The organism is Bartonella sp. B12(2025), from assembly GCF_053795135.1.
This window is the reverse complement of record NZ_CP200031.1, coordinates 272,522-288,275: the sequence shown is the minus strand read 5'-3', so window position 1 is coordinate 288,275 and position 15,754 is coordinate 272,522. Positions and strand designations below refer to the sequence as shown.

Genomic DNA, 15,754 nt, shown 5'->3' with positions numbered 1-15,754 from the left:
CAAAGTAATAGAATATGTTCTATAAACCATACAGTCGATTGATTATCTTGAAAAGGATTAACTCTATGTGCAGTGCAACAGTATCCCGCTTTTTTACTCTCTTTATCGCGGGTAACATGCTGATACCACAAGCCGCCTACAGCAAAATAAACGCTACTACAAATTCATTTACAGGCGCCTATTTAGCTGGAAGAGTTGCAAATCATGAAAATAAAACAGATCTTGCCATTAATTATTTTAAACAAGCACTCATTCATAAACCTGATAACATTGAAACACAAAAAGAGCTCCTTGAGGCTATGCTTTCTGTTGGAGCCTTCAAAGAAGCTGTTCAGCAGGCCAAAAAACTAAAAGAGCAAAATGTTATAACTCCCTTTGTTTCCTTGACATTGTCGGTAGAAAGCCTCATCAAAAAAGACTACAAGAATGCCAAGCTTCTTTTGCAATTAAAAAAACATCCTGCTACAAACAATCCAATAAGTGAATTAATCGGTGCGTGGATTACATTCGGATCTGGACAAAAATCTCAAGCAATCGCTGACCTTGAAAAGATCAAAGGACCTATCTGGTATGACCTTTTCATATGTTATCATCTCGCACTTATGAGCGACCTTGCAGAACGTACGCAAGATGCAAAAAAATACTTCATGCAAGCGCTTAATAATAAACAGGGTACTCTTATAGCTCCTAATACCTATGAACGTATTATCATAGCCTACGCCTCATTCCAGTTGCGCCATAACATGCACAATCAAGCTCTTCAAACTATTACGCATGGCGAACAAATGTTGTCAGGCCGAAAAGTACTCAAAAAAATCCGAGAAAAAGTTGAAAAAAGCGCTTCCTTAGAAAGGTTGGTTAAAACACCTCAACAAGGAGCAGGCGAAGTATTGTACAACTTTGGAACAGCACTAAACTATAAAAACTCAGGACGAATTGCACGTATTTTTAAACAATTATCTTTCGCCTTGTACCCTCAAAATGATGCAATATTATTTCATCTAGCACATATTTCTGCTCAATTAGGTGATCCTAATCAAGCAATTAAACTTTACCACGCCTTACCACCTCAATCCCCTTATTATAGAGATGGGCAACTCCAGCTTGCATTTCTTCTTGCAAGTAACAACGATTACAGTGGAGCTATCAAATTACTCACGTCATTAAGAAAAAGATTCCCAAACGACCGCCCTATTCTGATAACGCTAGCTGCTTTTTATATGCAAGACAATAAATTTGTTGAAGCTACCAAAACTCTAGATCATGCTATTGCACAGATAAAAAATTTTCAACGGGATGATTGGAGGCTTTTTTATCAGCGTGGTATCGCTTTCGAGCGTTTACATCAATGGCCAAAGGCTGAAATCAACCTGCGAAAAGCACTTGAATTCTTCCCTAATCAACCGCAAGTCCTTAATTATCTCGGCTATTCACTTGTTGATCGTAATCAAAAACTTGAAGAATCACTCCATATGCTGCAAAAAGCCTCTGCGTTACAGTCGCAAAATGGTTACATCCTAGATTCTCTAGGATGGGCTTATTACAAACTCAAACAGTATAATAAAGCTGTTAAGGTATTGGAAAATGCTGTCAAATTGCAACCTGAAGATCCAACATTAAACGATCATTTAGGCGATGCCTATTGGCAAGTTGGACGTAAACGTGAAGCCATATTTCAATGGAATCATGCAATTGATGGAGAAGCAAAAAATTCCGATAGAATCCGAAAAAAATTGAAATTTGGCTTGCAATAAATAACAATGCTTGACCATAACCCTATGAATAAACAATAACAAGTATAAAGGCTGAAGTTCCTTTAGTTTCTGTCTATTGGTTAAAATATTAAAGAGTATAAAGCGTGAAACTGCCTGAACATCTCAATCCCAAACGTTCTTTTCAGGGACTTATCTTAACTTTGCAAAATTATTGGGCTCATTATGGATGTGCAATTTTGCAACCTTACGATATGGAAGTCGGAGCTGGAACCTTTCATCCGTCCACAACACTGCGTTCATTGGGACCACGTCCTTGGAAAGTAGCTTACGTCCAACCCTCTCGACGCCCAACAGATGGACGATATGGTAAAAATCCAAATCGTTTACAGCACTATTATCAATTCCAAGTGCTTCTCAAACCCTCCCCCCAAAATTTACAAGAGCTTTATATCAAGTCACTACAAACCATCGGTCTTAACACAAAACTTCATGATATTCGCTTTGTTGAAGATGATTGGGAAAGTCCAACCCTCGGCGCTTGGGGACTTGGGTGGGAATGCTGGTGCGACGGAATGGAAATTTCTCAATTTACTTATTTTCAACAGGTTTGTGGCATTGAGTGCGCTCCAGTTTCAGGAGAGCTTACTTATGGACTTGAACGTCTAGCAATGTATATACAAGGTGTTGATAACGTCTATGATCTTAACTTTAATGGTTTAGATGGCGAAAATAAAATAAGTTATGGAGATATTTTTTTACAAGCAGAGCAGGAATATTCATACTATAATTTCGAGTTTGCTGATACCAAATTGCTGCAACAGCATTTTATCGATGTAGAACGTGAATGCATTGCACTTCTTGAAGCTGGAAAACCAAATAAAGAAAATGGCCTACATCTGTGTGTTTTCCCAGCTTATGACCAATGTATTAAAGCCAGCCACATTTTTAATCTTTTGCAGGCACGGGGCGTTATTTCTGTGACTGAACGACAAAGTTATATTCTTCGCGTTCGTGATCTTGCACGCCGCTGCGGAGAAGCTTTCTTACTCACAGAAGCTGGCCAAGTGTGTACTAAAGGAAAAGCCTAATGTCTGATCTTCTTCTTGAACTGTTCAGCGAAGAAATCCCTGCTCGCATGCAACGAAAAGCTGCGTCTGATCTAAAAAAATGTGTTACGAATCAACTTGTGAAAGCAGGCTTGACCTATAAAGCTGCTCGGGAATATTGGACACCCCGTCGACTAACATTGGACGTACGAGGCCTTTCTATATGCTCAAAAGATATCCATGAAGAACGTAAAGGCCCCAGTACAAAATCACCGCAGCATGTGATTGATGGCTTCCTACGAACAACAGGATTGAGCGATATTTCTGAAGCAGATATTGCACATGATAATAAAAAAGGTGATTTTTATATCGCTAAAATCATCAAAAAAGGCCGGAATGCAGAAGAAATTATTGCTGAGATTTTACCAAGTATTATTCATAATTTTCCATGGCCAAAGTCTATGCGTTGGGGAAAAGATTCAGTAAAAAGCGGAGCACTAAAGTGGATTCGACCCTTACAGAACATTCTCTGCGTCTTCGGACCAGAAATTGGTGAAACACATGTTGTTCCATTTACCATTGGTTCTCTTAAAAGCAATAATCTGACTTATGGTCATCGCTTCTTAAGTGACGGAGAACCACTTCAAGTTCGCCGTTTTGATGATTATATTACAAAACTTGAAACCCATAAGGTCATTCTCGACGCGGAAAGGCGAAAGAATATTATTTTGGCAGATGCTCAAAATCTTTGCTTTGCGAACGGTTTAGAACTAGTTCAAGATAACGCCCTCTTAGAAGAGGTCGCAGAACTCGTTGAGTGGCCTGTTGTACTTATGGGAAGTTTTGACAAATCTTTTCTTGATATTCCTCCAGAAATTATTCGCTTGACCATTCGAGCTAATCAAAAATGTTTTGTAACCCGCAAACAAGGCGAAAAAGTCAAACTCTCTCATCATTTTATTCTCGTTTCTAATATCCTTGCAAACGATGAAGGCAAAGAAATTTCTAAGGGAAATAGTAAAGTTGTCTGTGCTCGTCTTTCCGATGCGCTTTATTTTTGGCAAACAGACCAGCATAATTTGCCCAATATAAAATATTTTGAATCCTCTGTAAAAAAATTCGATCTTGATTTAAAGAAACCTCTCGATCAAAGAATGGCGCAACTTGATCATTTGAATGTAACTTTCCATGCAAAATTAGGTACGCAAAGCGCAAGAGTAGAACGCATTGCTGCCCTAGCACAAAAAATTGCTCCTTTGGTGCAAGCAGATCCAAAATTAGCTAAACGTGCAGCAGTACTAGCAAAAGCTGATTTGCAAACAGAAGTTGTCGGAGAGTTTCCTGAACTACAAGGACTAATGGGGCGAAAATACGCCCTTCTTCAAGGAGAAGATCCTCGCGTAGCTGCAGCAATCGAAGACCACTATAAACCCCTAGGACCAACAGATTGTATTCCACAAGAACCTCTTGCTATAACAATTGCGCTGGCTGATAAAATTGACATGCTCGTCTGTTTTTGGCTGATTAATGAAAAACCAACTGGCTCAAAAGATCCTTATGCATTAAGACGAGCAGCATTAGGAATTATTAGACTTGTGCTTTTGCATGATTGGAAAATTAATCTTATGCCACTGTTTAATCTAGCAACGAATCTCTTTTCACAGCAAAAAGCCAAATATGTGACATCCAAAATAGAAAATACACAGTCGCAAAATCTATTTCTGAAAAAAACAGAATATATTCTATCAGATCTGTTACTTTTTTTTCATGAACGTTTGAAAATTTATCTAAAAGAGGAAGACGCTCGTTATGATGCTATTGAAGCAGTCTTAAATAAAGATGCTGATGATTTTTTGTTAGTCGCACGTCATGTTGAGGCACTCATCGCCTTTATCAATACAAATGATGGAAGCAGCTTTTTAGCCGCTATAAAACGCACCGTAAACATCCTTGAGAATGAACTCTCAAAAGGTACAATAATAGCAAACGACATTAACCCTGAACTCTTTATTGGAACAGAAGAAGAACAGCTCTATCAAGCAATCATTGAAGCAGAAAGAAAGATTCGTGGCCATATTAATGCAACAAACTTACCACTTGTACTCAATACGCTAGCTCCACTCGGAAAATTTATCGATACATTTTTTGAAAAAGTACTTGTGAACGATAAAAATCCCAATATTCGTACTAACCGTCTTGCTCTTCTTAAACGTATCCACACCATTACAGAAGCGATAGCAGACTTCTCAAAACTTGTAGTTTAAAACTTAACACGCCCTATAAATTGAAAGAATGATGAAGATAGAATTCTTCTATTTTTAGCACTTTTATCATTGCTCATAAAAAAAATATTATGAGAAAACTTCAGCACGAATCTTGAGAAAATTTTAAGAAGTTGTAGAATTTGTAGCGTAGTAAATGGCTTTATAACAATTGAACAAAAAGTTGAGTAAATCATAAAGCAGAAATACATTGATTCATAATGATAATTTATCGTTTTACATATTGTAATTAAAACATCAAATACAGTAAGCACCTCTCATTATGACTACAAAATCATCTGCCTGCACGTCACAAAAAGGCTTAACATATGTAAAAAAACTGTTTGAGAAAGAAGTAAATCCCGCTCTAATAAACCATCTAAATACAAGAACAGCTGCAACATTTTAAGCTGATAAATAAAATGATAATACCAGCTTATGCTTTCATGATCATAAAGGTGACAGTGTTCCGTCGATCTTGCGTTATACCCTTCATGAACAGCGCCAAAAGATGAGCTTGAAAGTTAGTAGAAATATCTCTCTAGACTAAGTGTATAAATCAGCAGTACAATACAAAGCTGAAATAGATAAAGCTATCACTCTATAAAAGGAGCTGCGCTGCTAAAAATCAGCTCTTTGAACGTCTCAAGCTGCCATTAATTGAGATATGTTTTCATTTTTGCAAGAGATTCTTCATCAAGAGAATCCTTAACGAGTTTATTCGCTTTATCAGAATCTAATTCTTTTGCGATAAGCGTACGTGCAGCAGAAATCGCCAAATCGATAGCAGACGCAGAAACCATATGTATCGCATCAGCTTCTGCTTGAGCAATTTTTTGCTCTGCTAATTTATTGCGATTCTTTACATATTCTTCTGCTTTTGTACGAGCCTCGGCGATAACAGCTGCAACTTCATGCTTAGCTGCTGCAATAATCTCTTGTGCATCCTTCTCTGCTTCCGCATGTCTTCGCTGATATTCAGTTAGCACTTCCTGTGCTTCTTCACGAAGACGAAGAGCTTCATCAAGCTCATCTTTGATACGCTTCGCCCGCGCATCAAGATGGCGTACAGCCATTTGCGGAATTTTGAAATAAACCAAAAGAGCCAAGAAAAGAACTAACCCAACAAAAGCCCAAAAAGTATCAGACATCCTTGTATTCCTCAGTAATCCGCAACTTTAATAACTGAACGAACAGCCTCTTCGTTAACATTAACATCAATCAATTTTTTTACGATTTCAAGAGCTACTCCTTCGGCGATAGAACCAATATTCTGCATAGCCTTATCCCGAATTTTCGTTATCTGTTTTTCAGCATCTGCTAGCTTTTTTCCTAGACTTTCTTCAACTTCCTTTCGTTCAAGCTCAACCTTTTCTTTTAACTCTTCACTAGCTGCTTGCGCCATAGCATGAGCTTGCAAACGAGCTTCTGCTAATTTCCGCTCGTAAGTTTCAACCACAATATCTGCTTCCTGCTTCATACGCATTGCCTGATCCAAATCAGACGCAATCCGATCTCGACGTGTTTCAATAACACCACCAATACGTGGTACAATCACACGAGAGATGAAAAGATAAAAAAAACTGAAAGAAATCACTAACCAAAAAAAGTGCGAACCAAAATGCACAAAGTCAAAAGGCGGAAACATACGATCTGCATGCTCTGCCACATCCTTGATACGTCCTATCGGCATTTCAGTGCTCTGTGCATAAGCGCTGGAAACAAACATCTTCTTTCACCCTTCAAACAACCTACTAAAGCCCCCTACTCAAAACCGATAAAAACTGACTAACGTTCTTTTCGTTAAAAGACAAAAGGGTATCTCCACCTCTCATACAGAAACAGGCATACCCTTTTGACGACAACTAAACCCCAAAAAGAAGCAATAAAGCAATGAGCAATGAAAAAATACCCAAAGCTTCTGTCACAGCAAAACCAAAAACTAGACGACCAAACTGACTATCTGCTGCTGATGGATTGCGTAACGCACCAGAAAGATAGCTACCAAAAATATTTCCAAGGCCCAAAGCTGTCCCCGCCATACCAAAGCAAGCAAGACCAGCACCAATATATTTTGCTGCAAGCACTAATTCCATATTATTCTCCTTTAAAGCAAAATTGCACCATTCGACGGAAAACCGCCAGTTTTGTTAATGTCCTGGATGAACTGCATCATTAAGATACATACAAGTTAAAACCGTAAAGACGTAAGCCTGAAGAAACGCAACCAAAAATTCAAGAGCAGTAATCGCTACAGTCATGATAAGCGGCAAAACTGAACCAGCAACACCTACAATTCCTGCCCCAATCATGGAGACAACAAAACCAGAAAATACTTTGAGGGTAATATGGCCAGCAAGCATATTAGCAAAAAGACGAAGCGAAAGACTAATAGGACGAGAGAGGAAAGAAATAACCTCAATCATTGTAACTAAAGGTAAAACTACAACAGGCACACCACTAGGAACGAAAAGTTTTAAAAAACTAACCCCATGCTTATAAAAACCGTAACCAATTACCGCCAAAATCACCACCATCGCCAATGAAAACGTGATCATAATTTGAGAGGTAATCGTATAAAAATAGGGGAAAAGACCAATAAAATTAGCAACCAAAATAAAAGTAAATAGGGAAAAAACTAAAGGAAAAAACTGCATTCCTTGCACACCAGATGATTCTCGCAAAGTCGACGCCACAAATTCATACGCCATTTCTGAAAGAGACTGCATCCGTGTTGGAACTAACCCACGACTTGATGACGAAATAAAAAGAAAAGCTGAAGTCACAACAACCGTAGCTACTATAAAAAACGATACATTTGTAAACGACAAATCCATATTTCCTATGGAGATCTTAATCAGCCGTGAAACCTCAAATTGATGGATAGGATCTGGAGCGTGCGATGTCACTTCAACCTCATTTATCGGACCCCTTATCGGCCCCTTTATCTTGGCACAATACGCCTTTTTTCCTTAATTGACTGGGAGCAATATACCCCACAGAACGAAGAATACTCAATACACCAGCAGCAAACCCAAAAAAAAGAAAGAACACCAATCCCCATGGCAATGAACCTGCTAGCTTATCAAACCCCAATCCTAAAACAACACCGACAATGATACTTGCCAGAAATTCACTGGAAAGCTTAATCGCACGTGCCATCCTTCCTTGTGGCTCTCTTCCCTCATTCTCGTACCCACACTCCTTTAATGCCTTCTTATGCATTAAAGCCCTACCTAAGTTTTTACTACGACATTCCAAATCCTCTGGATGAAAACAATCTCTTTGCCTTTTTTCTTTATCTTCCTTCAGTGGCACAACGGATCTGCCGCCCTTCGCCATAATTGGCTCCTTAGTCAAAAAGCAAAGTAAAAACGTACCTCATAAAATCGTAAGTATCATATTGTTCCGGAATTTATTCGTCAAGACGCTAAAAGAAATCTATCACAATTTATCGCAATAAATAAAATGTCTTTTAATTTCACGCACCCTAACCCCTAATGCACCTTAAAATAATCATCCCACTTTGCGGTCAAGTCCTTGCTGCTTTACCTTAGTAAACCATATCTGTCCTAATGTCACAACTCTAGAAATACATCGAAAAAATACCTTCTGAAATAAATTAATTGTTGTATATTTTTCCCCACAATTAGTAAATAAAAAATGGCATCAATGAGGCTTTTTTACTTTTAATGTGCAGCATAGACCTACAGTTCAATATCTGTCGTTCAGTAAGACTAGTAAACATGACAACTACACCTCTTTGTGCAACTATAATTAACTTTTTGAGTTTTCTCCTTACACTTAAATATCGGTAGATTGAGCAAATATTTTTCACTTTTTATTTGAATAGACTAACGCAAAATTAGCATTTCTAGTTAATAGGACCTCTTATAGAAAGAGACTCAAAGCTTTCTTTACACAAGCCAGCACCATAATTATCTTCTCCTACCCCAAGTTGCTCCATTTGCTCTTACATTAAAACGATTCATTAAAAGGATTGTGTCCTTTTTTAAACTATTTTTATGCAAACGTTGATTCCTCTTATAATACGTGAGTAAACAATTTTTTGGGAATCTGGATCAGAAAAATTGAAATAAGCAGAGTATTACTGCATCCAATATCTAATTTAATATAATGATAAATTGTTTTTATATTTTTATGTATTGCTCAATAAAAAGTGTTTTGCTTTATTGAAGTAACTAATTAGTTTTCAATATTAAACCGCAATAATTTATGAAAAAGCTTATTTTTAGAACTGTTTTTTAATGTAGACTTTATTCATTAAAAAAATAGAGAAGAATCATTTTTTTCTGGAACGTGCTGCAAAAGGATTATCAGATGCCCGTAATGATATACGAATTGGTACACCAGGCATATCAAACGCATCACGTAATTCATTGGAAAGATAACGCAAATACGATTGAGGCATGACTTTGGGTCGCGCACAAGAAATCACGAAACTAGGAGGACGCGTCTTAACCTGTGTTATATATTTAACTTTAAGTCGGCGCCCTGAAACTGCAGGTGGGGGGTGATGTGCAACGATAGCTTCAAGCCATCGATTCAATTTTCCCGTAGAAACACGGCAATTCCACACACGATGCATCATCGTGATATTTTCCATCAGCTTATCAATCCCTTGACCATATTGACCCGATAAAGGAACAGCTCTCAAACCACGAACTTGAGGAAGAAGACGGGCACATTTTTCATGCAGATCAACCAATGTTACCTGACTATTTTCAATAAGATCCCACTTATTAAAAGCAATAATCGGAACCCGTCCTTCACGAATCACAAGATTAGCAATTTGTAAATCCTGTTTTTCAAAAGGTGCGGTTGCATCAAAAACAATCACCACCACTTCTGCAAAACAAATTGCACGTAAAGTATCTGCAACAGAAAGTTTTTCTAACTTTTCTTGAATTTTCGATTTTCGACGCAGACCTGCAGTATCAAAAAGTTTGATATGACGGCCGCGCCATTTCCAATCTACAGAAATAGAATCACGCGTAAGTCCCGCTTCAGGACCTGTTAACAACCGATCTTGCCTCAACATACTGTTGATGAGGGTTGATTTTCCTGTATTTGGACGACCCGCAATTGCGATCTGAATGGATTTACTTTCATCATAAACAAGTTCCTCCTCCAAATCATCCACATTGTCACCAACGGATGCAGGCTGTACAGCAATATACTCTTTTTCATTCTTGCTCCCAAAAGCGAGTTCTCTACCAACAGCATTCATAATTGCATCACGCAGATCTGTAAGCCCCAGACCATGTTCAGCAGATATTGAGCAAGGCTCCCCAAAACCTAATGACCACGCTTCATATCTTTCCCCTGTAGCTGCTTTTGACTCAGATTTATTGGCAACAAGTACAATCGGTTTTCCTGATCTGCGAACTAATGCAGAAAAATTTAAGTCACTCGTCGTTATTCCGCTCTTCGCATCAAACACAAATAAAATAAGATCCGCTTCATCAATAGCAGCTTTTGTATGAAAACGCATACGACCTTCAAGTGTATGATCACCCGCTTCTTCTAGCCCAGCCGTATCAATCACATCAAAGCGCAAATCTTGAAGTCTAGCCGCATGAATACGCCGATCACGTGTCACGCCTGGCTTATCATCAACCAAAGCCAATTTTTTCCCAACCAAACGATTAAAGAGCGTTGACTTCCCAACATTGGGGCGACCAACTATGGCAATGGTAAGGCTCATAAACTTATTCCTTATTTGCCTTGCCCTCAGCTTGCATAAGCTCAAGCATAATTCGCGCCCGATCCGTTACTTTTAATTCTAGAGCATTTTCTTCAGAAATTTTCTGAAAATAATAAATCGCCTCATCCATCTTATCAGCTTTATATGCAGCTAAACCCAAAGTCTCTCTTGCAGACATACGCATAGGATCAATATCATTTGCCATATCTTTGACGCGCTTTTTAACATCATCGAAGGTTCCTATATCAACCAAAATATATGCTGCCCGAATTCTTGCAACTTTTCGCAAAATTTGCGGTGCTTTTTCATCAGCCGCAACTGAATCAAAAACCTCCACCGATTTAGTAGCATCACCCTTTTCCATGAGCAAAGAAGCCTCACGTAAACGAGCAAGAAATGGATACCCACCAAAGTTAGAGACTTTAACAATTTCCAATTGCTTTATCGCCTCATCAAAATGCCCTGCGTCCCCAAAATCAAGTCCTTTTACGAATACATCACCAATATGAGCAGCTTTCTTTATTTGCTCATGATGGTAAATTTGATAAGCAGTTACCATTAGTATAAAAAGAACAGCTGCCCCAATAGCCCAAAAGCCGTAACGTCTCCAAAAAGCAAGAGCCTTTTCCTGACGGAGTTCTGCATTGAGTTCAGCAATAAAACTATCATACGACATGTATATCATACCTTGGAAAAATTTACTTTCTGTGCTTTTACGCATAAATGGACAAAGATGGTAGCCCTAATTAATTAAAAACCTTAAAATTTATAGCTTATTAGTTTCAAATCAATATGTATCCGAATCGCTTAGACTTTTGCAACTGCATCAATCAAAAGCAACGTAATTATCTTTTTCTTCATATTACAGTTTTTATATCTCTTTGATTTTTCTAAAAAAGTTGTCATTTCCTTCATATCCATCATCCCATGTTTGCCTATAAGAGTTATTAGTAGCTTCCCTCCCTATCTCTACGGCGACTACCTTAGCCCCACGGTAAAACTCAATCCAAACCCAAACTCCAGGCAAAGCTCTTTGCGCAAACTATATCTTTTCAACTTATCTTTATCCAATTGATGGCCTTTTGTGACTGATACTTGCAGTTTCTAAAAATATTCTATTGTAATGGCCAAACCCACATGAGCATTGGAACAGCAACAATAACTATCAATACTGCCAACGGAGCACCAAAGCGTGGGTAATCGCTAAAACGATATCCCCCTGGCGCCATCACAAGCATATTACTTTGATGTCCAATAGGTGTGAGAAACTCACACCCCGCACCAATTGCAACAGCCATCAGAAAGGCCTCAGGTTTATAGTGAAGAGAATGAGCAAAACTTGACGCAATTGGTGCTACCATCATAACTGTTGCTGCATTATTCAAAAATGGCGTTACCAACATAGCTGTAACCAACATAAGTGCTAATGCACCAGATGGTGGAAAAAATACCGCCAATTGGCTCAACCATTGGCCTATGAGATCTGTACACCCCGTTTTTTCTAGCGCTTCACTCACTGGAATAAGAGACGCTAATAATACTAATATTTGGCCATCTAATGCTTGATACAAGTCACGCGCTGGCAAAACTCGAAAGATAACCATTGCAGCAGCAGCAGAAAAAAAAGAAAATGCGACTGGAACGATATGAAAAGCCGTAAAAATGATCGCTATGAATAAAATAGTTAAAGATATTAAACCATGTCGTAAATTACCAAACACAATATTACGTTTTGCTAAGGGCAAACATTTCAGTTCTCGTAATAAATTTGGAATAACTATATCCTGCCCCTGCAAAACAATCACATCTCCAAGATGGAAAACAATATCACCAAGCCTCCCTCGAACCCTTTCGTGCTGACGACTTAACGCAAGCAAATTTACACCATAGCGATCAAATAGCGAAAACTCTTTCGCACTGATGCCAATAAGAGGCGAATTATGTGTAATAACTGCCTCAACAATATCAACCTCACTATCCTTGTCACCCGTAGAAATAGTTCGACCGGTAGAAAACTCTAAACGAGCAGAATTCATCACACTATCTAACCCTGTATGCGAACCTTCCAACAAAACAATATCATTTTCAGACAAAACAAAATCTGGCAATGGTGGAATAGATACTTTGTTTCGGATGACTTGAATCACCATGACATCACCACCTGATGGCTTAACAAAATCAACAATGGTTTTTCCCACAATCGGTGAATTGGTTGAAATACGCACTTCCGAAACATAATTACGAATATCAATAGCATCATCAAACGACACACCTGAACGTATACGCACAGGTAAACACCAAGAAAAAAAGATCAAATACAATACACCAACAGCAGCAACAACTGCACCAACCGGTGTAAAGTCAAACATCGTAAACGGAGCTCCCGCTAAACGTTCTTGCATAGCTGAAACGACAACGTTGGGGGAAGTTCCTATCTGTGTCATAAGACCACCCAATAAAGAACCAAATGCCATTGGCATCAAAAACACAGACGGTGAAACCTGAGAACGACGAGCAAATTGAAAGGCAATAGGAAGCATTATGGCCAAAGCTCCAATGTTTTTAACAAACATTGATAAAAACACTACAGAAAGAACCAAAAAAGCCAGTTGAAGGCGCACTGATTTCACGTCTGGCCAGATCCGTTGGATAATAAACTCCATTATACCAGAACGTGACACAGCCGTACTGACAACAAATACACTCCCCACAATAATAACAATATCATTGCTAAAACCGCTAAATGCCTCCTTCGGGCTAACAAGCCCAACGGCACATGCAATCAATAATGTACAAATAGCGACAAGATCATAACGGAATCGATCCCAAATAAAAACAATCATCATGAGACCAATGATAGAAAAAGCCATTATTTGATTTTCTGTCATGACACTCATCTCTCCCCTTTAAGATTATAATGAACAACAACACATCATTTTATGTTTTAACTATTCATATAAACAGCGGCAAGACAAAAGCAAACATAGGCACACTTTAGAATGATTTAAAGTGATAAAAATGACGATCAGCATATACTTCCCTCTGCTTGTTATTGAATGCTTTTTTTTAAATACTGAAACCAAAGAAAATTGGTGAAAGTTGATAAAAACATATTGCAAAAAAGATTAGCATGACTCTACATGTAAAAGTGGATAACTGTTTGAAATTAATGTATGCTATATCTTATCATTTGTCGTTGTTTAAAGAAATTTATCTCCACTCTCATATAGAATGGTAAAAGTGAAAGAAAAAATAATGGTCAATCTTAATAGGAGGTATCAAGATAATCTAAAATACTGGCTCACATGTATTATTGGATTTGCTGCTATTCTGACAATTATAGTTATCAGTGTTTTTTATATGGCAAAACCCTATCTCGACAATTTTGTAAAACGAGAAATAATGCGCCATGCTATAATAGCAGCGACATCTGAAGTTAGTATCATAGGAAAAGTCAATTTGACGAATGTTACACTACCAGTTCCTGCCGGCACATCGCTTAAAATTGGTGCTATTTCTGCCCGTCCTCCGATTTCCTTTATTCCTGGGAGTTTCACACTTTATGATGTTGATTTAAAGCATAATAATATTCATGTACAAATTCCCAAAATCTCTCTCAAGAGTGTATCCTTAAAAGAAAAGGATACTACGATCACATCACGTCTTTTGCAATCAATTATGCGTATTGAACTAGCCTCAATTGTTGCACCAAGTATATCGCTTTCTGTAAAAAATAAACCAACCGAAAAAGTTGAAGTAAAGAACTTTCAGCTTTCTGATTTTAAAAATGGTTATATTCGTTCTGTTAGCATCAAAAACATGGATCTTACAACAATAGCCGCAAATGGTGACAAGAAGATGTATCTTATTGCCAAAAGTGATATAATAAAAGCGCATAATATCGACATCAATTACGCCTATTCTATCATTTTTGAAAAAAACAACACTTTCAATTTCAATCAAGGAAAAACCGTTACTGGTCCCATTTCTTTGAATGAGGTAAAAGTAAATATTTTTGAAGAAACAGGCAAAAATGCTTCTTTCTCTCTCGGCCAATTTAAAACATCTGGTCTAAAGATGAAACCTCTCGAACAAACACCCGAAAAATTGTTCAAAGCTTACCTTAATGCAAGAAAAAAAAATAATCAGGCTGCTGAAAAAACAGCACGAAATGACATTTTCCTAAACACGCTTCTCGCAATTACTTCAGCTGATGCTAAAGTTGATAATGTCACCGTTGACATACCGCAGTTAAAAGCAACGTTTGAATCATTCCAATTCAAGCCAAGCCTGTGGGAACAAGCTATACCGAAAAAACTTCTTCTTTCTATCGATAACTTTTCGATTTCACCTAAAAAAACAAAAGAAAAATACCTAGGTTTTCTCAAAAAAATGAACTTTGAACACTTGGATGCCTCAGGAAAGCTTGATATTTCTTATGATAAAGGAAAGCGCACGCTCTTTCTTAATGCAATGTCTTTCAACGTAAAAGATATTGGTTCTGGAGAAATATCAGCTAAAGTTATTGATGTTGATGAAAAACTTTTCTCTGGTCAGAAAAACGTAATGATCGCTGCCTCTCAAGACATTGGCATCAATGAAATCAATATACACTATACGGATGCTGGTTTCATTAATAAGCTTTTTTCTTATCTTGCACAGAATCTTAATGACAGAAAACATGATCTCAAAAAGGAACTCTACGATGATTTCTATCTAATAATGACGCAAAGCCCAAAAATATTGTTTAAAAATCGTGATGAAGCTGAAAGTATCTCAAAACCTTTTGGTAACTTTGCTAAAAACCCCCAAACGTTAACCATTAAAATAAAAGCGAAAGACAACAAAGGTCTCACAATAGTTGATCTCGAATCCGTCCTAAAAAATGGTTTGTCCACGGCTTTGAGTAAAGTACATCTAACTGTCAAGAACGAAAAATAACCTTTAAAAACATATTCAACTTTAAACATGGTAATCTTATCATAAATTAGGAGCTTTATTCTC

General features: G+C 37.7%; 12 protein-coding genes. 4 read left to right on the top strand and 8 right to left on the bottom strand.

Translation table 11 applies throughout. The annotated features are described in order from the left end of the window. Positions 1–65 precede the first annotated feature (65 nt). The 3 genes from V3564_RS01195 to glyS all read left to right on the top strand — a co-directional run bounded on the left by V3564_RS01195 (position 66) and on the right by glyS (position 5,025). A complete protein-coding gene (locus V3564_RS01195; RefSeq protein ID WP_455481030.1) occupies positions 66–1,754 on the top strand; it encodes a tetratricopeptide repeat protein in 1,689 nt (562 codons plus the stop codon). Between the two features lie 104 nt (positions 1,755–1,858). Continuing rightward, positions 1,859–2,803, top strand: a complete 945-nt coding sequence (locus V3564_RS01190; protein WP_455481029.1) for a glycine--tRNA ligase subunit alpha — start codon at positions 1,859–1,861, stop codon at positions 2,801–2,803. Next, a complete protein-coding gene (gene glyS / locus V3564_RS01185; protein ID WP_455481028.1) occupies positions 2,803–5,025 on the top strand; it encodes a glycine--tRNA ligase subunit beta in 2,223 nt (740 codons plus the stop codon). The genes V3564_RS01190 and glyS overlap by 1 nt, the downstream gene beginning before the upstream one ends. Positions 5,026–5,678: 653 nt before the next feature. Here glyS and V3564_RS01180 read toward each other — a convergent pair. The 8 genes from V3564_RS01180 to V3564_RS01145 form a co-directional block, all read right to left on the bottom strand. Further along, the gene (locus V3564_RS01180; protein WP_455481027.1) at positions 5,679–6,173 is read right to left on the bottom strand and encodes a F0F1 ATP synthase subunit B; all 495 of its coding nucleotides are present in this window, start codon (positions 6,171–6,173) and stop codon (positions 5,679–5,681) included. Between the two features lie 11 nt (positions 6,174–6,184). Beyond that, complete coding sequence (locus tag V3564_RS01175) at positions 6,185–6,751, bottom strand: F0F1 ATP synthase subunit B (RefSeq protein WP_455481026.1); 567 nt, start codon at positions 6,749–6,751, stop codon at positions 6,185–6,187. Between the two features lie 136 nt (positions 6,752–6,887). After that, on the bottom strand, positions 6,888–7,118 hold the full coding sequence (locus V3564_RS01170; protein ID WP_004860748.1) for a F0F1 ATP synthase subunit C: 231 nt from the start codon (positions 7,116–7,118) through the stop codon (positions 6,888–6,890). Between the two features lie 54 nt (positions 7,119–7,172). Beyond that, positions 7,173–7,931 carry a F0F1 ATP synthase subunit A gene (locus tag V3564_RS01165; protein ID WP_455481025.1) on the bottom strand — a complete coding sequence of 253 codons (759 nt, stop codon included), beginning with the start codon at positions 7,929–7,931 and terminating at the stop codon, positions 7,173–7,175. 7 nt (positions 7,932–7,938) lie between these two features. Further along, positions 7,939–8,364, bottom strand: a complete 426-nt coding sequence (locus V3564_RS01160) for an AtpZ/AtpI family protein (protein WP_455481024.1) — start codon at positions 8,362–8,364, stop codon at positions 7,939–7,941. Between the two features lie 961 nt (positions 8,365–9,325). Beyond that, on the bottom strand, positions 9,326–10,750 hold the full coding sequence (gene der, locus V3564_RS01155) for a ribosome biogenesis GTPase Der (protein WP_455481023.1): 1,425 nt from the start codon (positions 10,748–10,750) through the stop codon (positions 9,326–9,328). A gap of 4 nt (positions 10,751–10,754) precedes the next feature. Beyond that, the gene (locus V3564_RS01150) at positions 10,755–11,426 is read right to left on the bottom strand and encodes a DUF2659 family protein (RefSeq protein ID WP_455481022.1); all 672 of its coding nucleotides are present in this window, start codon (positions 11,424–11,426) and stop codon (positions 10,755–10,757) included. 439 nt (positions 11,427–11,865) lie between these two features. Continuing rightward, entirely contained in the window at positions 11,866–13,638 is a 1,773-nt protein-coding gene (locus V3564_RS01145) for an SLC13 family permease (RefSeq protein WP_455481021.1), read from the bottom strand. A 367-nt stretch (positions 13,639–14,005) separates the two neighbouring features. On the opposite strand from V3564_RS01145, the gene V3564_RS01140 reads away from it, so the two are divergent. Further along, entirely contained in the window at positions 14,006–15,691 is a 1,686-nt protein-coding gene (locus tag V3564_RS01140; RefSeq protein ID WP_455481020.1) for a hypothetical protein, read from the top strand. Positions 15,692–15,754 lie beyond the last annotated feature (63 nt).

What these genes read in the sequence shown, in the direction of transcription:
- V3564_RS01195 (WP_455481030.1), top strand. Translation starts at nt 66, where the DNA reads ATGTGCAGTGCAACAGTATCCCGCTTTTTTACTCTCTTTATCGCGGGT.
- glyS (WP_455481028.1), top strand. Translation starts at nt 2,803, where the DNA reads ATGTCTGATCTTCTTCTTGAACTGTTCAGCGAAGAAATCCCTGCTCGC.
- V3564_RS01180 (WP_455481027.1), bottom strand. Translation starts at nt 6,173, where the DNA reads ATGTCTGATACTTTTTGGGCTTTTGTTGGGTTAGTTCTTTTCTTGGCT.
- V3564_RS01175 (WP_455481026.1), bottom strand. Translation starts at nt 6,751, where the DNA reads ATGTTTGTTTCCAGCGCTTATGCACAGAGCACTGAAATGCCGATAGGA.
- V3564_RS01170 (WP_004860748.1), bottom strand. Translation starts at nt 7,118, where the DNA reads ATGGAATTAGTGCTTGCAGCAAAATATATTGGTGCTGGTCTTGCTTGC.
- V3564_RS01160 (WP_455481024.1), bottom strand. Translation starts at nt 8,364, where the DNA reads ATGGCGAAGGGCGGCAGATCCGTTGTGCCACTGAAGGAAGATAAAGAA.
- der (WP_455481023.1), bottom strand. Translation starts at nt 10,750, where the DNA reads ATGAGCCTTACCATTGCCATAGTTGGTCGCCCCAATGTTGGGAAGTCA.
- V3564_RS01150 (WP_455481022.1), bottom strand. Translation starts at nt 11,426, where the DNA reads ATGTCGTATGATAGTTTTATTGCTGAACTCAATGCAGAACTCCGTCAG.
- V3564_RS01145 (WP_455481021.1), bottom strand. Translation starts at nt 13,638, where the DNA reads ATGACAGAAAATCAAATAATGGCTTTTTCTATCATTGGTCTCATGATG.
- V3564_RS01140 (WP_455481020.1), top strand. Translation starts at nt 14,006, where the DNA reads ATGGTCAATCTTAATAGGAGGTATCAAGATAATCTAAAATACTGGCTC.